This window comes from Clostridium frigidicarnis, from assembly GCF_900111985.1.
Taxonomy (GTDB): Bacteria; Bacillota; Clostridia; order Clostridiales; family Clostridiaceae; genus Clostridium_Z; species Clostridium_Z frigidicarnis.
Map to the genome: position 1 here is coordinate 1 of NZ_FOKI01000047.1, position 21,817 is coordinate 21,817.

Consider the following 21,817-nt stretch of genomic DNA (forward strand, 5'->3'; position numbering starts at 1 on the left):
CACCAGATAGTTTCACAAAAGCTTTTACTCGATTTCATGGTGTCACACCTACTGCTGTTCGAAAAGATGGAGCAATGATTAAATCATTTGCTCCGTTGAAAATCAAATTTTCATTGGAAGGCGGTTATATTATGGATTACAAAATTGTTGAAAAAGATTCGTTTACTGTTATGTGTGTATCAAGGATTTTTAAATATGATAATGCAATTACAGAAGTTCCTCAGTTTTGGACAGAGCATTATCAAACAGGAAAGGGTAAATTTGTATGTGGAATGTATGGAGTATGCATAGATGAGAAAATGGGCTCAGATGAGTTTGAATATTTGATTGCAGACAATTATAATCCGTCTATGGAAATTCCTAATGGTTTTGTTACAAAGGTTATTCCTAAACACACGTGGGCTGTTTTTGCTTGCAAGGGTGGAATGCCGAAATCTCTGCAAGATGTGAACAGAAAAATCTTCTCAGAATGGCTACCTAATTGTAAGGATTATGAAATTGCAGCAGGTTATAATATTGAAATGTATACCAATGTGGCTGATTATCCGCAAGGTATTCAAGATGAAAACTATTATAGTGAAATTTGGATTCCTGTTAAGAAAAAATAACTGCACAAAAGAGCATAAAATCATAACTTTTAAGTAACGGAGGAGAACCAAGTCCAGATGGAGGAGGTTCTCATTCTTATTTTGTTTCCAGAAGAAGGTTGATGATAAATCTTGTGAATATAAAAATTTGCACAAAATTGTAAAATAATGTTTAAAAATATGCTATAATTAATTCATCATGAGAGACAAATAATAATTTAACACTTAGGTTACAAGAATAATTTAGTAATGTGAAAAGCCTTTATAAATAGTGAGGTAAATGATATAATATCAATATGAAATTTATAGAAAGTAGGTGCGTTAATGAGTAATACAGAAAGAATTATAGAAAATGTAGATGCAACTATGAATATGGAGGGCATGCCTCTTTTACAAGAAGATAAAGAACGTGTGAAGGAATGTATTGAGGGTAAGGTTTCTTTTGAATATGCAGTAAATTTATTAATAAATAAATATACACGTAGACAGGTTAACTAATTATGAATAGCGACTATAGCTACGAATATGAATATGATAGCTTTTATTGTTATCCTAATTCATTTATACTGAAAAACAAGTTGAATATTACTGATGAAAAAGAGTTAAAACAAGCTGAACGTGAGATTACTTCATTGCGTACAGCGCAGGCTTTAGTAGAAAGAATTGATGGTAAATTCGATTTTGAACATTTAAAGGAAATACATCGTTTTCTTTTTGGAGATATTTATGATTGGGCTGGTATGGTTAGAAATGTAAATATTGCAAAAGGTAATCAATTTTGTAGGTTTGACTTTATTGAAGAACAAATGGAAGAGCTATTAAGCAATTTAAAAAAAGAAAATTATTTACTAGATTGCAAAGTTAAATTTGATTTGGCAAAGAGATTGGCTTATTATCTAGGTGAAATTAATGCCATTCATCCATTTAGAGAAGGTAATGGTAGAAGTCAAAGAATGTTTATAGAATATCTAAGTTTTCATGTTGGGTATCAATTTGACTTTATGAAAATTACTAGTCAAGAAATGTTAGAAGCAAGTGTTAATGCATTTAATTTAAACTACACTATGATGGAACAATTGATTAATAGAGCTTTAACAAAATTATAAAAATAAGGAGCTGAAGACATAATTTCTGCTTCTTATTTTTTTGTGTTTTAATACACATTTATTTCTAATTTAATAAAATGGAAAAAATAGATAATATAAACTAGAAATTTGTTACTATATCTATATTAGTAACTCCACTACAAAATTCCAATTTATATATTAGTAAGATAGAAGTTTTTAACAAGTATTTAGTAGTAATATTAGTCAGCAAATAGGATGGAATTTTATATTTTATGAGAAAGAGTAAAGAAAAATAGCAAACTTTATTTTTGAGATTTGCTATTTTTCTGAATGTACCTAAATCAAATCATCTAAGCCATTAACTGTAGTTTGTTCATTTTCATTAATAGGAATAACTATGCATTTTTGACCATTAATTATTTGAGATTTTATTTGAGGTATTTTTTCAGGTTTTACTTGAAGTATAACGTCATAGTGAGAAGTAACCTTATTATCTTCTGAATTTGTATCCTGAGCTTCTTCTAAAACCACATTATCATCGTTAACTTCTGTAGAAAGGTGAGTTTCATTATCTACAGCAGCCTCTTGTTTAACTTGCTCAAGTTTAGTTTGAAGTATTTCTACTTGCTTTTCAAGCTGTTCTTCCTTTTTCCTTTGGGCATTTGCCTTAAGTATTTTTGAGTCAATTAAATGCTCTGCTAAAGGCAAGTCTTCACCAAAGTTTTCTAAATAAGATTTTTCAATTTTAGTAGTAGATTCTTCAGGAACTCCGCTTTCTATTAAAAGATTTTGTATATCCTTTTGTGTTAAGGTTATAGGTTCACCATCTGTATCATCATAGATTTCATTGTATTCATCTATCATAGTATTTAGGTTTTCTTGTATTTCAATAAAAGTTTTCTCAGCTTTTTTTTCATCAGTGTTAATATAATCTTTAATAATTGTTTGGAAGGTTTCTTTTTGGATAGTGGCAGTCTGTTTTGAAGAACAACCTAAAGCCTTTTCCATTAATTCAGGATGTGGGTCCTTTGCATTTTTAGTGTAGTACATAACAGAGTTAACATCTGAACCACGATTAATAAAAGCAGGGAACACAAAGCCAAGGGTTGGAGCATCCACCACCCAATCTCTAATACGTGGCTTTATTTTCTTTTCTTCTTCAAAGTATCTAAGCCCAGGATCTGAAAGTGAAACAGGACATATTGCACATAGAACATACTCATATACTTCTTCAGATTCATCTATTTTAGTATTATCAGTAGTTTTAGTAATAACATCATAAGCATCATGAAAAACTAGTATTAAAAAATTACCAGTATAATCATAACTATCTATAATAGATTTATAAAAATCTTGAAGCAGAGCATCATCCTTTAATTGGCTTTTTTTTAGTTGTATAAGAGAAAGTTGTTTTTCATTTTCAAGATTTTCATTAGGTGGAAAGTTAAGTTCTAAAATATTGTTGCCAATAGTTCCAGATAGGACCTTTTTAGCAATTTCTAAGTACTTAAAGTACTCATCCTCCTCTAAATTTAAAAAGGTTTCTCTAAAATTTAAAATAATATTTTTTTCACCATTAACATAGCAACCACACATTTTAGTGAAGGTACAATGATCTTTCTTTAAACGTTTTTTCAACTCAAGTATATCTTTTTTTTTCATATACAAACCCCTCAATCTAGTATTTTCTTTCATGTGACTTAATTAATATATTATTATTAATTATAGTATTGTTTTTATATTAATTAAAGATTTTATTAGGTGAATTTAAGGAAGATGATATGGAAACGATAAGCATTAAATCTTTTTTTTAATAAGCATGATATAAAGAGGAAAAGGCTACATCAAGTATTGCAACTTTGTGTAGCTTTTATGTTATTTATCAATTTGAATGGAAATTTTTAATAAATATTGATTTGGGTCACTCACTGAAAGATAATAGAGTTGATCTTCCTCGTAGGCATTTCCAATGATTTTGTAGCCGTTTTGTTCAATATACTCTTTAAGTTTGTGGTAAGCATCCGGCAGTGTTTCATAAGCACCCTTGTGAAATAACACAGCATAAATTCCCGCAGGTTTTATAAATAGATATTCACTATTTGTCTTATGATCTATTTTGCTGCAAAAGTACTTTCTCTCAAATAGGCCTTGCTTAAGGTTTTTCAAAAGTACGATTTCACCAATTTGAAATTCATTATAATAATAATTTTTGCGGCAGTATGAAATATGTTCTTGTAATTTTATATGGAAAGCTTTTTCGTCTGTATAACTAACTTCTGGTGCGTCGATAACAATATAATACTCCTCAGTACAATATTCAATTTGAACTTCATCGCACTTAACTGACAGTGCATGTTCTGTAGTGGCTATGGTATTTTTGAGGAGCTTTTTTATTTGATTAAGCCGTTTTTGCTCTTTTTTTAGTTGTTTTTGTTTTGTTTTTAGAATAGACAAAAAATTATTTGTATTTTGTTTTTCCATATAGCTTTTAATTTCTTTCAGAGGTGTACCGACCTCTTTGAGTGAGTGGATAATATCAAAGGTCGTAAGCTGCTTTGTTGAATAATAACGATACCCATTTTCTGCAACAATTTCAGGCTTCAAAATGCCTAGTTCATCGTAGTGGAATAGGGTGTCTTTTTTTACACCGCATAAAGCAGCAAACTCTCCTGCTTTGAAAAAAATTTTCGACATTTTTTTATTCTCCTATTGACTATTGGGTAACCCCACACTTTATAATATGACTGTTGACGTTAAAAAGCAAGGCATCAGCATGGTGCCAATGAAATTTCACGGATAGGATGGTTTTATATGAAACAAGATATGTTAGTTAAACAAAAGTATTTAAAAAAAGGAGGAATTATTGCACTTATTACTGTACTGAGTATGGCTCCTATGTTTTCAGTTGATATGTATCTGCCAGGGCTTCCATATATGAATGCTTATTTTGCAGCTTCTGAGTCAGTAATGAATTTAACGCTGGTAGGCTTTTATATTTTTATGGCTTTTGGACTTTTAATTTTTGGACCTCTTAGTGACAAGCATGGTCGTAAGTCTATTTTAATTATAAGTTTGTTTTTATATGTAGTTTTTAGTGGTCTTTGTGCGATTTCTACAAATATTTGGCAATTGATATTTTTTAGAATCATTGAAGCTATTGGTGCTGGTGGTATGTTAGCAATTTCAATTGTTCTGATTAAAGATTCTTTTAAGGGAAAAGCTATGAGTACCATACTTGCAGTGGTTACGTCTATTTCTATAATTGCTCCTATGGTTGCACCTATTGCAGGAGCATTTATATTGCAGTGTTTTAGTTGGAGAGCAATTTTTGTAGCTTATGCGGTTATAGGAATTATATGTTTAATAGCTTCATTTTTATTAGCTGAAACATTGCCTGTTTCCAAAAGATTAGATGGAAAGTTAATAAATACAATGGGAAGGCTTGTAGTTGTAGGAAAGAATAAGGGGTTTACATATTTATTGATTATTGCATCCTTGTTTGCAGCTCCTTATATGGCTTATGTTGCCGTATCTTCATATGTTTATATTGATTTTTTTGGACTATCTGTAACCGCCTACAGCTATATCTATGGTATAAATGCGGCAGGTTCTGTTTTAGGACCACTTATCTATATAAAGATAAATGGAAAAGTTGATCCAAAAAAAATTACATGGTTGTGCTTTGTACTAGCCATTTTTAGCGGAATGGCGCTTATTATTTTAGGACGTCTTTCACCTGTATTATTTCTACTTTCATTTATCCCATTTGCTTTTGCAGAAAGCATCATGAGAGTATTTAGTACGGATATCTTACTAAATCAACAAGAAGGAGATAGTGGATCAGCATCTTCTCTAATTAATTTTACACAAACAATATTAGGAAGTATTGGTATGGTCATAGGTGCTTTACCTTGGTCTAACTATATAAGCGGACTTGGAATATGTGTATTAGGCTTTATCATAATTGGTGTAATCAGCTGGATTGCCTTACTAAAATCCAATATTTCTATAAAAGGTTTAAAAGAAATCCAAAATAAAAAACAATTTGAGAAAAGTACATGTAATGAGCATAATCTTAAGGTAGGATAAAGTTTTGTATTATAATGATAAGAAGTATCTAAATAGGTACTTCTTATTTTTTAATAAATGAAGTTGTTATATAATTGAGAAAGAAAAAGGTGTTATCACTTGCTGATGATACGGAGAACTCTACTATAAGTAATGTAGAATTTTTTAGACTTATAATGTAAGACATGATATATACTTAAATAAGGAAGGCGGTGGTACTATGAAAGTCAACAAGATTTTTAGAAGTTTTAAAATTTGCTCCTGCAAAGACTACAATGAAACAAAGAAGCAATGCTTTATCAGGAGCCTAATTTAAAAAATTGCTTTAAAATAGATGTTAATTAACTTAGGTTCTTGTAACACATTACTGAGTTTTTGGTAGTTTTTGCATCAAATCTATAAAAATAGAGGAGGGCAAGACATTGAAATATATTAAAGGAAATAATGTGTTACTAGAAGAGATTATGCTCGTAATTAAGCCATAACTATTTATGAAATTGAATGTTTATTTAAAGTCATGATATGATTTCCTTAGAGAGTTTTATAAGGAAACTTTATCTGATTTTAAGTAGACATTATAAGGCGAATTTCAAATTAAATATAATGGCCTATTTATTTTGCAATTTATATTAGGCACATTCAAAAAAATAATAAGTCAGTATGATAGTCTATTTTGACTTGTTATTTTCTTTCATGTGACTTATTAGATGGGGGATGAGATTTTGGAGGTTAAAGTAGTTTTGGCAAATGAAGAAAATGCAAACATCATAAAAAATATTTATCCATTATATTTGCATGACTTATCAGAGGTTTATGGGAATGTACCTAATGAATATGGTATTTACGAGGATGAGCCTATAAAAACATTAGATGAGCAATATGATGTTCAAAATGTTTGGTTCCAGAAGCCTAATCAGCTATTTCCATTTATTGTAATGGTGGATGGAAAACCAGCTGGGTTTAATTTAGTATCAACTGGTGAATTTGGTCCTAAAGGAATGGATTATTATGTTTACGAGTTCTTTTTATTAAGACCATATAGAGGAAAAGATATTGCATCTATTGCAGCAAAGCAGATATTTGATAAATTTTCAGGTGAATGGGGATTATATGTGGCACCATCAGGGACAAACCCAAGGGCAGAAAAGTTTTGGAGAAAAACTATTAGTGATTATACCAAGGGTAACTTTGAAGAAAAGCATGGGTCAACATCTGATGGGTATAAACTAATATTTACATTTAATAATACATCCAAATAGATAGTGCATTTAAGTTATTTCAAGAGTTATAAGTGAAATTAAATTAATTGGGGGATTTATAAAATGAATTTAAATGAAATAGAATTAGAACCAGTAAACATAGAATCAAAGGCAAAGCTGGAGAATTTAATGAGCATATATTTACACGATTTATCAGAGTTTGCAGCTGATTTGAAAATTAATGAGGAGGGGAAGTTTGAATATGATGGTTTAGAATTATATTTTAAATCAGACGATTTAATTCCTTATTTTATAACTTATCAAGATGAAGTGGTAGGTTTTGTTCTTTTTAATATGGGGAAATACGTTCCAAAAGATATTGATTATGTTGTTCATAAGCTATTTATATTAAAGGGTTTTAGAAAGAAGGGTATAGGCAATGCTGCAATTAAAATTTTGTTAGATAAATATAAAGGAAAATATAGAATTATACAAATATCAACTAATAAGACAGCAGTGAATTTTTTGGCAAAATTTTATGAGAAGCAAGGCATTGAATATATAGAATCAAAAGAGAAACATGATGATTTAGAGGGTAATGTTCAGATATTTAATGTGTAATCAAAGGGAGATACCACATTCAAGTAGTAAAGAGCCAATGATAAGATGAAGGCTTAAATATTTCAAAGCTCTTTTTCATTATAGGTAAAGAATGATTATGTATTAAATTCGGTATATATATCATTTTAATATAAGCATATAATGGTAGCAAAAGGGGGATATTTATGACAATACAGTTTAGAAATTATACAAAACAACCAGGTATTACAGAAGATTATCATAAAGTTAGGAATTTTTTTATAAGATTAGGATATGCAGAATTCACATATACAAGATGGGATTGGATGGCAACACATGGGTACTTAGACAGGTCATCTGTAGGTAAAATTGGTATTTGGGAAGATGATGAACAAATCGTAGGGGTAGCAACTTTCGATTGTCAATTAGGAGATGCATTTTGTTTAACTTTGCCCAAATATGATTTTTTGAAAGAAGAGATGTTATTATATACAAAAGATAATCTTTCTAGTAAAGGAGAATTTGGGGTTATTGTTGTAGATACTGACTTGAAATTTCAAGATACTGCAGCGAGTCTAGGATTTTGTGCTACCCATGAGAAGGAAAGTGATGCAATTTTTTATTTAGATAAGACATCTACAGAATATGATTTACCAGAGGGATTTCATATTACTACCATGAAGGAAACCTTTGATCTATGTCAATATTTGAGTGTGTTATGGAAAGGATTTAATCACGAGTTAAATGGTGAAGGAGAATTTGAATTTACAAAAGAAAAAGAATGTTTATGTAAAGAAGAGATGATTCGTCCTAATGTTGACTTAAATTTAAAGGTGGCTGCTGTTGCTCCAGATGGAAATTTTGCTGCGTATTGTGGAATGTGGTATGATCCAGAAGTAGGTTATGCAGTAATAGAACCTGTAGCAACAGATCCAAAATATCGAAAGATGGGATTAGGAAAGGCAGTAGTTTTAGAAGGAATTAAACGTGTTGGGGAACTGGGAGCAAAGACAGCTTTAGTAGGATCATCACAGCAGTTCTATTACAGTATCGGATTGCGTCCATTTAGAACTTCAACCATATGGAGGAAAAAATAAAATACAATAATAAATGGCAGCCATATAACTTATAAGTTATATGGCTGCCATTTATTTTAGGGCTATTGGATAAATTTAATAATTAACTTAGAAATAAAAAGATTACAGTTTAAAACTAATTTAATAATATAAATCACCTAATATCTATTGTAAAAGCATCATCATAGTGAATAGTAGTATTATTTATAACCTTTAAATCCTTACTTAACAATAAATCATCATATATTAAAATAGTTTCTTCGTTTTGTACAATAGTTTCATGTTTCATATAATCTATTCCGTTAGAATCCATTAAATGAAAGGGCAGATATTGCCACACTGGAAAATCAGATTCGTAATGAATAAATGTCTTACCGTCCTTTTCTTCTGCTTTTGTTATGGTTAATTCTCTATTTGAGCCAAGAGGTACTTTAGTTTCACCACTTAAATTAAGGGTGACCTCATTGTTATGCTCTCCTTGAAAATAATTATAAGGTATTAAGGTTAAAGTTTTATTGTCTATGTCAACAGTATCAAATTCACCTATATAACTTGCATCTTCATTGAATGATACAGTAGATCCACCAACATCTTTTAATTGTTTATTTTCATCATTAATTACTATATAGCCTAAAAATACGTTTTTACTGGAGAGACTACCTTGTAAGTAAAGTCTAATAGGAGTAAGTATAGCTTTATCAAGTTTTGCTTTTGGAAAAAGATTGGATAAATCCTTATTTACATCTATCTCTTTTACATTACCTTTAGCTTTCTCACTTTCTACAGTTAAGCTGTAATTCCAACTCCCTTGAACATCACCTAAGTTATCTATGCTTAGATCTAGAACATATTTATTAGGTAAGGCTGAAGAATTAATTTTATGATCATCAATAACCATTTCTTTAACACTTTTTGATTTATCCTGAGAATTAAAGCTGTTTTCATCTATATCAAACATCATTACACCAGAATAGTATCTATTATCATTTTCCTTAAATTCCCCATATTGATTTTTAAAATGAACATTAGATTTAAATTTAAATAAAGAATTATCAACATTAGAAATCAAGGCTTTTGGGTTAATTATAGGGGCGGCTTTTAAAGATTCTGTGCTTTCAATTGTGTAAGCAACCAATAATTCATATCCGTCATAAATCACATTATCAATAGTTAGTTTGATTCCATTAATTTCTTGTGATACTCCACACTGAGTAATAATTTTATTATAACCACTACCTATCCCAAAATGACTAAGGATAGAATCAAGTACTGGAATATTGTTTGCATAGCTTGTCATAGTAACTCCAAATAATGTAATACCAACAAGAGAGGCAGCTATGGCACCTTTTATAAATTTCTTATTAATGAAGGGTTTCTTACTTTCCTTTTCTTCTAATGTATCTATTTCACTTAATGAATCTAAGGTTTCACTTATTCTGTTATGAACTAAAGTAGGAACCTGTGTATTACAATCCTTAAATGCATTTTTAACTTCATTATCAAATGCCTTCTGTTTCATAAACATCACTCTCCTTAAAATCCTTTCTTAGTATAATAGCAAGTTTCGTCCTTGCTCTTGAAAGTCTAGACTTTACAGTGCCCTTAGGTATGTTAAGTATGTCCGAAATATCTTTCACTGATAAATCCTCAATATAATATAATAAAACCACATCTTTTAAGTCGTTTTCTAATAAGTTGAGAGTATCTTGAATTAAAAGATTTTCTTCAAAATTATTAAAAGATTTTTCAATAATGACATCTTCCATAGGAATTACTTTGTTCTTTTGAATATTAATTTTTTTGCATTCATTTATTAGAATCCTTATAATCCATGTCTTAAAAAACTCTGGATGTTTTAAGGTAGTTATAGCTTTGTAAGATTTAAGAATTGTTTCTTGAATTGCATCTGCACAATCATTATCTGATTTTAGTATAGCTTTAGATACTCTATACATAGACAATTCCAAGTTTTTAATTACCTTTGCAAAAGAGTCTTTATTGCCTTTTATAGCGAGGATAACTTCATTTTCAAAATCCAAACTCATATCTCCTTTCTACTAAACAGTAATTAACTTCGAAGTTTTTACACCCATTAGATAAAATTAGAAGCAGGTTGGTTCACGTAAATTCATTTTATTTAAAAATAATCCACTAATTTCACATAATGTATAATAAATTATATCAAAAACACAATAATTATTTTATTGAAAAGCAAAACCTTTTGGCAGTAAGCTTTGTCTAATTAGTGTGGAGAGCAATAAAAGAAAGACTTTAAAGTTAAGGAGAAAGACATATATGTTAGATGAGATAACAGTTAAAAAGGCTATTAAAGGTGATGATAATGCTTTTATGAGTCTTGTTAATCAATGCAAAGAGAAAATATATAGAACGGCATATGCCTATGTTAAGGATGAGGACATGGCCTTAGATATTGTCCAGGAAACTGTATGTAAGGCATATGTTTCAATAAATACTTTAAGGGAACCTAGGTACTTTAACACTTGGATAATTAGAATAGCTATGAATATATCTATAAACACCTATAAGAAAAAGCAAAAGCTTATATGCATGGAACAAGGAGAATTATTAAATAAGGTTGGGGGAGCTGAAGAAGAAAAGGATGATAAATTATATTTGCTTCAGGCTATAGATACTCTTAAGGACAAGTATAAAGATGTTATTATTTTAAAATATTTTGATGATTTAACTATTGAAGAAATATCAAAGATTTTAGACATTCCTATAGGCACTGTAAAAACCTATTTAAATAAGGGGCTTACAGCTTTAAGAAGTTATATGAAAAAGGAGATTATTTAATATGTGTAAGGATATTAAAGAGTTAATAAAAATACCAGATGGTTTAGATAATTCAATATTAAAGGGTTTTGAAGAAGGTAAAAAGCAAAGAAAGGCAAAGAAAAGAAATAAGATAATAAAGAGAACTTCAGTAGCTGCTGCACTTGTAGTAGTATCAATAACTACAGCAGGGATAATAAATCCAGAAATAGTATCAGCAATTCCAATTATAAATAGAGTTTTTGAGTATTTTAACGATACGGGTATGGGATACAATGTTGATAAGTATAAGGAATTAGGCAAGGTTATAAATGAAACCATAAATAAAGATGGAGTAAAGATTACATTAGATCAAATAATTATTGATGATAATAATCTTATGGCAAGTTTTACAGTAGAATCTGAAGTATTAAGAGGCTATGAGAATAAGAACAACCATAGAGATTTCTTTAGGCCAAACTTTAATTTAAAAGTAAATGGAGAAACTCCTTCTTCTAGGGGCCAAACGGTAACAATTATAAATGAAACTAAGGGAGCTGTAGTGTTAAAAGCAAATATATCAAATATAAAATTAAATGAAGAGATTAAACTTGATTTGGGAATAAGAGGTATTGAAAGAAGAGAGAATGTACTTGCAGAAGGAAATTGGGAATATAACATAAAAACAATTAAGGATATAAAGAGTGAAAGTTATACAGGGGATAGAATTGTAAAAGTAGATGAGGGAGAGCTTTGGGTAGATAGATTAAATAAAACACAACTAACTAATAGATTGGTTATTAAAGGTAAATATAACAGTGAAATAAATTCAGAGATAGAATTAAGTAGATTAAGTTATCTTATTAAAGATAATAATGGAAATGAATTGTACACAGAAGGATTACACGGATTTTCAGACAGAGAAGGAAACTACCAAACAGAATTAGAGATATTAAATGATTTATCAAATGTAGAATATATAGAAATAATACCATTTAAAGATGATAGGTTGATCTTAAAAGATGTAGAAAGTGCACAAATACGAGATCTTAATGGAAATAAAACAACACAAAGCGATGAAATGAAAATACAAGTACCATTACTTATTTGTACTAATGATTCAGTAAGTAAAATAAACAGAAAAGAAGAATTTACATCTAGGGAACCAGACCAAGAACAATTAAAGTCGGGTTATGGCTTGAGTATTGTTCCATACTATTTAAACATTGATAGAAGCAAGGCTTTTCTTTCAATTGATGATATAGTAGGAAAAGAAATAAAAGTAAATAATACCGATAAAGTAACTATTACCAATATAGATGCTAATGATAAATCCACAAAGATTAATATGAAGATAGATGGATCTTATGACTATAGAAATTTATCAAACTTAGTTATATTTGATGAGGATATGAATGATACATGTACTTGGGAAGGGAATGCAGGTCTAGTATTAGAAAATATAGAAACTAAAGAAGTTAGTTTTAAGCTTGGACCAATAGATAAAAGTAAAAAATATACAATAGCAATTCCTATGGCAAAGGAACTTAAGTGCAATGAAGAAAACAAGATAGTTGTAAAGCTAAAATAGAATTTAATAAGGCATCTTAAAAAAATAACAGACTACAGATTACAAGAATACTGGGCTATTATTTTTTGAAGATGACTAAATAAGCTACTCAGTTATATGTAAGTAACTGAGTGGCTTTATTTTTATGAATTTACATTTTCCTGTTTAGATGAATTTGCACCTTTGTCAAGTACAATTTTAAATTTAAATTATACCAAGTTAAAAGATTAAATTTTCAGTAAAATGAAACTTTTCTTTATTTTCTCTCTAAAATTTGTTATTATAATTAATAAGAGTTTTTTTATTTAACATGTTAAAAACAAATTTAAAATCCTATACCATAATCAACACTTTAGCATTTTAACGTGGAGATAAAGGCTTTTGGAAGGTTTACATATTCTATATAGAGAACCATAACCAACAATTAAACACTTTATAAAAGTTGATATGGTATAATCACAGCTAAGTAAATTGCATAATATGTAAATATTTTATGCAAAAGTATAACGTATCAGTTAAAAAATCATTTAGGAATAAGTTTTTAGTTCTATTTAGAATTATATATTTTGTATAAAGTAATTCTTAGAAGAACTTATCCAGGACAAATATCTCAAACTTGTAGAAATTTAGAGTGTTAGAACCCATAGACATGGGATAAAGCCTAAAGTAAATTCAAAATTATTAATGTAAAAACATTTCTATAAATTAAATACAGTATATGTACTAGGAAAGACACTATAATAGTTTCAATAAACACCTTAAAAAATTCACCTTAAATAAATCTTTTATATATTGTGTTAGACAAATCTTAAATTGTAATTTATTTAATAAATTAAATTTATATAAAGGAGAATGGTGTTATGAATTTTTTAAATCCTGTCGTTATTTCTATTGCAGTAATGATAATTCTATGTCTTTTAAAAGTAAACGTTATAATATCTTTGTTAATTTCAGCTATAGTTGCTGGACTTACAGCAAACTTAGGACTTGGACAAACTATGTCTCTATTGGTAGGTGGTATGGGAGGTAACTCAGAAACTGCTCTTAGTTATTTATTGTTGGGAGCTTTAGCTGTTGCAGTAAATAAGACAGGCCTCGCAGCTATATTTGCTAAAAAGATATCTAAGGTGGTTAAGGAAAATAAAATTGCTTTTATATTAATAATAGCATTTATAACGTGTTTTTCTCAAAACCTTATTCCAGTACACATAGCATTTATACCTATTTTAATTCCTGCACTTCTACCTATTATGAATAAATTAAAAATAGACAGAAGAGCTGTTGCCTGTGCTTTAACATTTGGATTAAAAGCCCCTTACATAGCTATTCCAATAGGATTTGGTCTTATATTTCAAAATATAATAAGAGACCAAATGATAGCTAACAACATAGAAGTTACAACTAATATGGTAAGTAAAGTAATGTGGATACCAGGAGTGGGAATGATTGTTGGTCTTTTGGTAGCAGTATTTTTTACTTATAGAAAACCTAGGGAATATAAAAACATATCATTAGAAGAGTTTTCAAATGATAATGAAGATTTAAAAATGACTAGAACCCATTGGTTAGTATTAATATCTGCTATAACTGCATTCGTAGTTCAGATTTTAACAAAATCACTACCATTAGGAGGATTATGTGCCTTAATAGTTTTAATTATAACAAGAGCCATTAAATTTGATGAAATTGATGATTTAATGAATGGCGGAATTAAGATTATGGGATTTATAGCCTTTGTTATGCTTGTTGCAGCTGGATATGGAAATGTATTAAGGGAAACTGGAGCAATAGAGTCTTTTGTAAACTCTATAGTTTCTCTAGTAGGACAAAGTCAATTCTTTGGAGCTTTACTAATGCTTTTAGTAGGACTTCTTATAACAATGGGAATAGGAAGTTCCTTTGGTACTATTCCAATATTAGCAGCTATATATTGTCCACTTGGAATAAAGCTAGGTTTTAGTCCACTTGCTATAATTATATTAATAGGAGTAGCTGGAGCATTAGGTGATGCAGGATCACCAGCATCAGATAGTACTCTTGGACCAACATCTGGACTTAATATAGATTCTCAACATGACCATATATGGGATACCTGTGTACCAACATTTTTGCATTATAATATATCATTAATGATATTTGGTATGGTAGCTTCATTGATGCTTTAAATGAAATGAATGTTAGTAGCTTGTGTTATTTACCTTCTTTTACAATGTGTAAGTATTAGGGAAGGTAGTAATAGAATAAAATTTTAGATTTTGTACAAGTTGTATATTGAAAAATCATAGTGAACAAAACCCCTTGTTATATTGTAGCAGGGGGTTTTTAATGTATAGAAAATTATAAAATTTCAAATCTGTGGATAACTATATAGATTTTTTAGTTGATAATTGAAGGATAAATCTTCTTAGGAAGATTGAAATGAATTGACGATTGAGAATTGACAATTCAAGAAAAAATCTTCTCATGAAGATTTAAAATTTTGAAAAAATATACTTAAAGAAAATCTGTGATTTTTAACCCAAACTTTCAACTTTCAACAACTTGTCACTAAAAAAGGCTTAGCCTTTTGTTTTATACCCACTCTCAACCTTCAACTTTATATTTAGGAAGTCCATGGCTTCCAACAGTAATCGTCAATTCTCAATTAGGACGGTGTGTATTAACCCAATATATCCAGTACATTAAATGGAGCATTCATTTCTGAATAAATCCACTGAAGTCTTTTATTAATTTCTTTGAAATCCTTTTCTTCATGTGCAAGTCTTATAGTTGGATAAACTTTTTCCATTCGAAATGGTCTAATTATCTGATATAAATATTCAATTTTATTAATCTCTTCATTAGATAAGGCATAGTTTTCAGAATAACTGTTTATAAAGTTATATAGCTTAGATTTCATTTCAAGAATTTCTTCCTCAGTATTCCAGAAATCATCACTAGCATAAGAAAGGAAAACACTTTCTTCCATCATATGATTAACAAAAACCTCATTTCCAGCAATATTAAAGTCTATAATTCCATATAAATTATGATTATCATCTAGTAAAATGTTATTTGTAGATAAATCTCCTTGAACAGCACCATTTGGAAGTTTATCATAACCAATTTTAAGTTTATCTCTTATTTTGTTATAGCATTTCCAAATGTTTTCTAATAAATGAAGGTCCACGGGAAGAGCTTTTAATTCAGTATACAAACTATATGCATTTAAATAATTTTCATCAAATTTATCATCTTCACTAAAGGTGTCAAATAACACCCAAGGACTATTCCAAGTAAATTTAAGATTTTCACTCCTTGCAATACTATGCATTTTACCAAGACAATAGCCAATTTGATTTAGTAATTGTTTACCCATATTCTTATCTAGATTAAGATCATCTAAAGTTTTTTTACATATATATTCTTCTACCCAAATTAAATAAGAAGCACCATCATATTCATTTAATATTGCATAATTACCATCTTCAAACATCTTGAATTCGGGTATCTTAAGTTCATGCTTTTTATAGATTCTAGCTAGCTTTGCCCATCCATTTACTTTTTCTATTGTATTGTAGTTATTTTTATAAAATTTTATAACAAAGGATTCATTATTTTCTAATTTAACTATGTATATAAATCTATCCTCATCTTCTCTACAGCGATTTATAAGAGTAAATTCTTTAAGCTTTTGTGGTTTTTCTAGCTTAGATAATATATTGTTTAGTTGATGGTAATTCATAATAAATATCCTCCTAAAAAATTTAGTATGGCAAAAAATAGACTAACATACTGATTTGTTATTTTTTGAATGTGCCTAATAGCTTTTTATATTTATCCTTGTAGCATATAGTATATAAGTATTCTACAATTTAACATTATAACCTTTTTATTGATTATATTATTATTATTTGAGGTAAGTAAAACCAAGTTGTGTGTATATACTTTAAGCATTTAAACAATATTAAATATAATGACATGAAGTTAAACTAAAAAATAATTATTTATAATATAGAATTTAGTGGCATTTTTCCACTATCTGAATTTTATCTAGTGGGGTATCACCAATTATTCACCATATGGTAAGATAAGGATATTACAGGTAATATCAAGAAAATAAAGATTCTAGAAGTAAGGTGGTGTATTTATGGAAAAGAGATTTAATAGCACAGGTGTATGTGTGCCAAGAAAACATTATATGGTTGATATAAGTAATAAGCTTAGGGAAATAAAAAAACTTATAGATAATGAATTTTATTTTACTATAAATAGACCAAGGCAATATGGCAAAACTACAACTTTAAGTGAACTTAAAAAATCATTAAGGGAAGAATATTTAGTTATAAGTGTTAGTTTCGAAGGTATTGGGGATAACCTATAAGAATTTTAAATATATAATCGATATGAAAATATGGAGGGGTGAAAATTACCATGAGGCCGGATTAAAGCAGCTTTGTGATTATTTGGATATTCATGATTTAGATAAGGGATATTTACTTATATTTAGTTTTAATAAGAATAAAGAGTTTAAAGAAGAGAGGGTAAATGTTCAAGATAAGGATATTTTTCAAGTTTATGTTTAGAAGTTTAATGCATTAGGCACATGAAAGAAAATAGACTAGGATATTGATTTGTTATTTTTTTGAATGTGCCTTAATAGATTTATAAAAAATAGTAGTTATCCCTTTGTCATAAGGGATAACTATTTTTTTATTTTAACTTTTGATAGAAAGCTCCATAATACAATTATGAGGTTTCCTTTAAATATTGTAATTTTAGAAATATATTATTTAAAAAACATATTTTGCCTATAAATCTTTTAAATATAGCTTCACAATAAAGTTACCGTTAAAAATTTAAGTGATTATAGCTATTTAAAATAATGTTAGATTACGAATATCAAGACAAAAAATTTTGGGAATAAATTAGATTAGAACTAAAATAGAACTAAAAAAATAAGAAAATAAAGGGTTTTTCAAAATGGCATTTTTAAAAATCAACTGGTTATTATTTTTTCTACAAGTTACCATTGATTCCATTCCAAGCCTTTATCATAGATAAAAATTTTATTTATTTGTTGTAATACATACACGAATTATGTCGAAAAGTAATATTATATAATGTAGTATAGTATTATATGTACTATTATCTATAATATATTTGAAAAGGAGATTTATTATGGATTATACTGTTTCTAAAAACTTATCAGGTTTATATAAGGAACATTTCTTAGATGATATATCTTCTATAGATTGGACTGGATTTCCTGTCCATCAATCTATAAATATAGGTCCTTTTATAATTGAAGTTGATCTGTATATAGATGAACAAAATATATTGAATTCTTATTTTGAATTAAAAGTTGATGTGCAAATTCCTTTTGTTGGAAAAGTTAATTTGATTCATGGAAGAATAGATAAAAACAACCCTAAATTAGAAGCTTCTTTTGGTCACTTGGCTGGAGCTGCAATAATTTTTGATATAGATGAATTGAAGCTATATGCACATTTATACGCATTTGGTTATGAGTACGATATAATTCTATGGCAATCTAGCAGAGAGTTTACAAAGAACTATAAGGCCATTAATAACCGTTATTAATAATTAGATGAGCATTTTCAAGAAGTAGATGAAAGATTGACTGAAATCACAAGTAAAACGGAACTAAAAAAATAATAAAATAAGGGGGAAATCTAAAATGGATAATTGTTCAGGATCTAAGTATTTGATAGCTTACTCAAACAATCTTAATTATTGCATAACAGCAAAAACTGTTGGTTCAGGTTCACAAGTTGTGCTTTATCATGTAACAGGTATAGGAAATGCAAGACAACAGTGGATTTTTGATGAAACAAATCAAGTAATTAGAAGTGCTGCAGATGAAAATTTAGTATTAAGCATTCAAGGATCACCTATTTCACTAACTCCTATTATTATTTCAAGTTATATACCTGGAAATACGGCTCAACAATGGGATTGGACTTCAAAACTTGGATCTATTAAGAATGTTGCTTATCCACAATTCATGATAGACAATAAATGTCAAGTAGTAGCTGATAATAACCCTATTATACTTTATGCTGAAAACCCAACTGCTGCACAAGTATGGACTTTTGTTAAATTATCTCACGATGAAGTTAATACACCAATGATGGCTTAAAATATAATAAAAATTTTATTAATTTATACAAAGGGCTGTCTCACAATAAAAAGTGAGCCAGCTCACTTTTTTCCATAAAATTAAAGAGTCGCTTCCAAAGAAACCGCTCTTTTGTGTATAATTTTTTAAGCAGCTCTCTTATTTGATTTATAATAAATTCTCTTAATAAAAAATATTTAGCTTGACATATAGAGATATAACGAATATCATAATTATAAAATAAATAACGTCTCAATCCTTTGATAAGGGGTAGTAATTAAACTTAGGTTCGTTAAAGAGAGCTGGGGATGGTGGAATCCTAGCATGAAAAAGTTTAGTGAATGGGCCTTAGAGGAATAAAGGGAAATCTTTTTTTAGAAAGTACTGGTTATCGTGGGCTGCACGTTATAGCGGATAGAGTATGTTAGTACTTGAAGTTAAGAGGCATGGTTTTATATAAATTCATCTGATGATTTTATATAAATTTATGCAATTTAGGTGGCAACGCGGATAATATCTCCGTCCTATTAATTTAGGACGGAGTTTTTTTATTGCCAAAAATATTTAAAAGTGTTTAAGTACAAGTTATTTTCAACCTCAACTTGTCACTTGTCACTGTAAACTTGTCACTAAAAAAATTATTAAGGTGGTGTGATTTATATGAAGTGAAGGTATTGCGCATCAAAAAGCAAAGGTTATTTAGAAATACAGCTAAGAAAAATAGATATAAGAAGGAGAGTTACAATTATGGGAACAAATAATAAAACAAAAATGCTAACAATAAATGCAATGCTTTTAGCAATAGGTGCTATATTACATCAAATCACTCCTGCGATGGGACTTCCAATGCAACCTGATTTTGCTTTAGTTATGATGATTATAATAATAGTAATTAATAAAAAAGATTACAAAAGTATATTGGTATCAGCCATAATAACAGGGGTATTTACAGCTATGACGACAAAATTTCCAGGTGGACAACTACCCAATATAGCAGATAAATTAATTACATCACAGTTAGTTTATATATTGATATGTGTTTTAGATAAAATAAAAGTATTTAATAAAGGAAAGCAAAACTACTTTATTACAACTATTGTTTTACCTATAGGAACTTTAATAAGTGGGGTAGTATTTTTATTATCAGCGCAAGCAATAGTAGGATTACCAGCACCATTTATTATATTGTTTTCAACTATTGTAGTACCTACTGTAGCTATAAATACAGTGAGTGGACTAGCTTTACATAAAGTAATAAATTTAGCTTTTAAAAGATCGAGAAGTTATAATTAAGTTTACTTATAAGAGTTGAATTTATTTTGCCAATCAAAATTTAAAGTTAAGGCACATTCAAAAAAAATAATAGACCAGTATGCTTGTCTATTATTTTCTTTCATGTGCCTAAATCTGATAAAAGTTTGTAGTATCAATGGTTTAATAAGTGCTTTTAAGTAAAAATTTAAAAAATAAAAATCAGTTGGTAAAATTTCAACCAATCCTTGATTTATAAGCATTTAGGATATATTATATAAATATAGAAATCTTGATTTTACAGTGACTGAACCTTAACATGATATGTATTTAAATACTATACAAGATTAAAATAATAGTTGAATTGAATTTCAAAAGAAGATGTATATTCATGTTGGCATGATGAATTTGTATTAATTATAAATTAATATTATTATTTCATATCCTAATAAACTATATATAGGCGTTAATAAGGTAGGTGAATAAATTGAAAAGAATACCAATAGGAATAAGTGACTTTAAGACAGTAATAGATGAAAGTTATCTATTTGTTGATAAATCATTATTAATAAAAGAATTTTGGGAAAGTAATGGTCAAACTATATTAATTCCAAGACCAAGAAGGTTTGGTAAGACTCTTAATATGAGTATGGTAAAGTACTTTTTTAAGGATAGTGAAGAAGATAATAGGTATCTTTTTAAAGGGCTTGATATAGAAAATCATAATGATATTATGGACATTCAAGGAAAGTATCCTGTTATATATTTATCCTTTAAAGATGAGAAGCATAGTTCATTTGAAAATTTTAATGCTGGATTAAGAAGTTTATTAAGTAAGTTATATCAGGAGCATAAATATTGCTTAGACTCAGATAAAATTGATCATATTGATAAGGAATATTTTAATTCTATAATGAATAAAAAAGCGGATATAATTGATTTATCAAACACTTTAAAAAGACTCTCAGAGTATTTAAGTGTTTATTATGATAAAAAGGTAATAATTTTAATAGATGAATATGATGTTCCAATTCAAGCAGCTTATATAAATAACTACTATACGGAAACTATAGAATTTATGAGAAACCTACTTAGTGGAGCATTTAAGGACAATATTTACTTACAAAAGGCAATGATTACGGGAATACTTAGAGTGGCAAAGGAATCTATATTTTCAGGATTAAATAATTTATCGGTGTGTACTGTATTAAACAAGCATTTTAATAGTAGTTTTGGATTTACAGAAGCTGAGGTTGAGAATTTAGCTTCACAGTATAATATAAATGAGGAACTTGAAAATATTAAACAATGGTACAATGGATATAATTTTGGAGATATAACAATATATAATCCTTGGTCTATATTAAATTATTTAAACAATTACGAGGAAGGATTAAAGCCATATTGGGTAAATACTAGTTCAAATGATTTGGTTAATATTCTTTTAGCTAAAGGTTCTGAGGATGTAAAAAATGATCTTCAGACTTTAATCAAAGGAGATTCTATAAGCAAAACTATTGATGA

The 21,817-nt window shown here is 28.5% G+C and carries 20 protein-coding genes, 1 pseudogene and 1 other annotated feature; of the genes and pseudogenes, 16 read left to right on the forward strand and 5 right to left on the reverse strand.

Translation table 11 applies throughout. The features are described from left to right. The 3 genes from BM119_RS17185 to BM119_RS17190 form a co-directional block, all read left to right on the forward strand. On the forward strand, nt 1–608 hold a 608-nt coding region (locus BM119_RS17185; RefSeq protein ID WP_143087334.1), incomplete at its 5' end, for a GyrI-like domain-containing protein. Between the two features lie 303 nt (nt 609–911). Then, the gene (locus tag BM119_RS20060; RefSeq protein ID WP_177199479.1) at nt 912–1,085 is read left to right on the forward strand and encodes a hypothetical protein; all 174 of its coding nucleotides are present in this window, start codon (nt 912–914) and stop codon (nt 1,083–1,085) included. A 2-nt stretch (nt 1,086–1,087) separates the two neighbouring features. Beyond that, nucleotides 1,088–1,693 carry a Fic/DOC family protein gene (locus tag BM119_RS17190; protein WP_090042952.1) on the forward strand — a complete coding sequence of 202 codons (606 nt, stop codon included), beginning with the start codon at nt 1,088–1,090 and terminating at the stop codon, nt 1,691–1,693. Nucleotides 1,694–1,990: 297 nt separating this feature from the next. Here the strand turns inward: BM119_RS17190 and BM119_RS17195 are convergent, their stop codons facing one another. Further along, the gene (locus tag BM119_RS17195) at nt 1,991–3,316 is read right to left on the reverse strand and encodes a DUF4317 domain-containing protein (RefSeq protein WP_090042953.1); all 1,326 of its coding nucleotides are present in this window, start codon (nt 3,314–3,316) and stop codon (nt 1,991–1,993) included. A 213-nt stretch (nt 3,317–3,529) separates the two neighbouring features. Further along, nucleotides 3,530–4,348, reverse strand: coding sequence for a MerR family transcriptional regulator (locus tag BM119_RS17200; RefSeq protein WP_090042954.1), 819 nt, complete (start codon nt 4,346–4,348; stop codon nt 3,530–3,532). 117 nt (nt 4,349–4,465) lie between these two features. Between BM119_RS17200 and BM119_RS17205 the strand changes: the two genes are divergently transcribed. From BM119_RS17205 to BM119_RS17220, 4 genes are all read left to right on the forward strand, one after another. Beyond that, nucleotides 4,466–5,743: an MFS transporter gene (locus BM119_RS17205; protein WP_090042955.1), complete on the forward strand. Its 1,278-nt coding sequence runs from the start codon at nt 4,466–4,468 to the stop codon at nt 5,741–5,743. 701 nt (nt 5,744–6,444) lie between these two features. Beyond that, nucleotides 6,445–6,981 carry a GNAT family N-acetyltransferase gene (locus BM119_RS17210; RefSeq protein ID WP_090042956.1) on the forward strand — a complete coding sequence of 179 codons (537 nt, stop codon included), beginning with the start codon at nt 6,445–6,447 and terminating at the stop codon, nt 6,979–6,981. A 63-nt stretch (nt 6,982–7,044) separates the two neighbouring features. Continuing rightward, entirely contained in the window at nt 7,045–7,542 is a 498-nt protein-coding gene (locus tag BM119_RS17215) for a GNAT family N-acetyltransferase (protein WP_090042957.1), read from the forward strand. Between the two features lie 164 nt (nt 7,543–7,706). Continuing rightward, nucleotides 7,707–8,597 carry a GNAT family N-acetyltransferase gene (locus BM119_RS17220; RefSeq protein ID WP_090042958.1) on the forward strand — a complete coding sequence of 297 codons (891 nt, stop codon included), beginning with the start codon at nt 7,707–7,709 and terminating at the stop codon, nt 8,595–8,597. A 133-nt stretch (nt 8,598–8,730) separates the two neighbouring features. On the opposite strand, the gene BM119_RS17225 is transcribed toward BM119_RS17220, so the two are convergent. Beyond that, nucleotides 8,731–10,095: a DUF4179 domain-containing protein gene (locus tag BM119_RS17225; protein ID WP_177199480.1), complete on the reverse strand. Its 1,365-nt coding sequence runs from the start codon at nt 10,093–10,095 to the stop codon at nt 8,731–8,733. Further along, complete coding sequence (locus tag BM119_RS17230; protein WP_207647693.1) at nt 10,076–10,621, reverse strand: sigma-70 family RNA polymerase sigma factor; 546 nt, start codon at nt 10,619–10,621, stop codon at nt 10,076–10,078. The genes BM119_RS17225 and BM119_RS17230 overlap by 20 nt, the downstream gene beginning before the upstream one ends. Before the next feature lie 250 nt (nt 10,622–10,871). On the opposite strand from BM119_RS17230, the gene BM119_RS17235 reads away from it, so the two are divergent. The 3 genes from BM119_RS17235 (at nt 10,872) to BM119_RS17245 (ending at nt 15,086) form a co-directional block, all read left to right on the forward strand. Next, on the forward strand, nt 10,872–11,393 hold the full coding sequence (locus BM119_RS17235) for a sigma-70 family RNA polymerase sigma factor (RefSeq protein ID WP_090042961.1): 522 nt from the start codon (nt 10,872–10,874) through the stop codon (nt 11,391–11,393). A gap of 1 nt (nt 11,394) precedes the next feature. Continuing rightward, the gene (locus BM119_RS17240; RefSeq protein ID WP_090042962.1) at nt 11,395–12,942 is read left to right on the forward strand and encodes a DUF4179 domain-containing protein; all 1,548 of its coding nucleotides are present in this window, start codon (nt 11,395–11,397) and stop codon (nt 12,940–12,942) included. An 839-nt stretch (nt 12,943–13,781) separates the two neighbouring features. Further along, nucleotides 13,782–15,086 (forward strand): Na+/H+ antiporter family protein, encoded by a 1,305-nt coding sequence (locus BM119_RS17245; RefSeq protein ID WP_090042963.1) that lies wholly within the window; start codon nt 13,782–13,784, stop codon nt 15,084–15,086. A 494-nt stretch (nt 15,087–15,580) separates the two neighbouring features. Here BM119_RS17245 and BM119_RS17250 read toward each other — a convergent pair whose 3' ends face one another. Further along, nucleotides 15,581–16,645, reverse strand: coding sequence for a phosphotransferase (locus BM119_RS17250; RefSeq protein WP_090042964.1), 1,065 nt, complete (start codon nt 16,643–16,645; stop codon nt 15,581–15,583). Between the two features lie 405 nt (nt 16,646–17,050). Between BM119_RS17250 and BM119_RS17255 the strand changes: the two are divergent. The 6 genes and pseudogenes from BM119_RS17255 to BM119_RS17280 form a co-directional block, all read left to right on the forward strand. Continuing rightward, nucleotides 17,051–17,275: pseudogene (locus BM119_RS17255) on the forward strand (AAA family ATPase); the annotation flags it as partial. 31 nt (nt 17,276–17,306) lie between these two features. Beyond that, nucleotides 17,307–17,486, forward strand: a complete 180-nt coding sequence (locus BM119_RS17260; RefSeq protein WP_090042965.1) for a hypothetical protein — start codon at nt 17,307–17,309, stop codon at nt 17,484–17,486. A 595-nt stretch (nt 17,487–18,081) separates the two neighbouring features. Further along, nucleotides 18,082–18,504 carry a hypothetical protein gene (locus BM119_RS17265; RefSeq protein ID WP_090042966.1) on the forward strand — a complete coding sequence of 141 codons (423 nt, stop codon included), beginning with the start codon at nt 18,082–18,084 and terminating at the stop codon, nt 18,502–18,504. Between the two features lie 97 nt (nt 18,505–18,601). Continuing rightward, nucleotides 18,602–19,063 carry an RICIN domain-containing protein gene (locus tag BM119_RS17270; RefSeq protein ID WP_090042967.1) on the forward strand — a complete coding sequence of 154 codons (462 nt, stop codon included), beginning with the start codon at nt 18,602–18,604 and terminating at the stop codon, nt 19,061–19,063. A gap of 230 nt (nt 19,064–19,293) precedes the next feature. Then, nucleotides 19,294–19,572, forward strand: a binding site (T-box leader). Between the two features lie 217 nt (nt 19,573–19,789). Next, nucleotides 19,790–20,335 carry a tryptophan transporter gene (locus tag BM119_RS17275; RefSeq protein ID WP_090042968.1) on the forward strand — a complete coding sequence of 182 codons (546 nt, stop codon included), beginning with the start codon at nt 19,790–19,792 and terminating at the stop codon, nt 20,333–20,335. Nucleotides 20,336–20,780: 445 nt separating this feature from the next. Further along, on the forward strand, nt 20,781–21,817 hold a 1,037-nt coding region (locus BM119_RS17280; protein ID WP_177199481.1), incomplete at its 3' end, for an AAA family ATPase.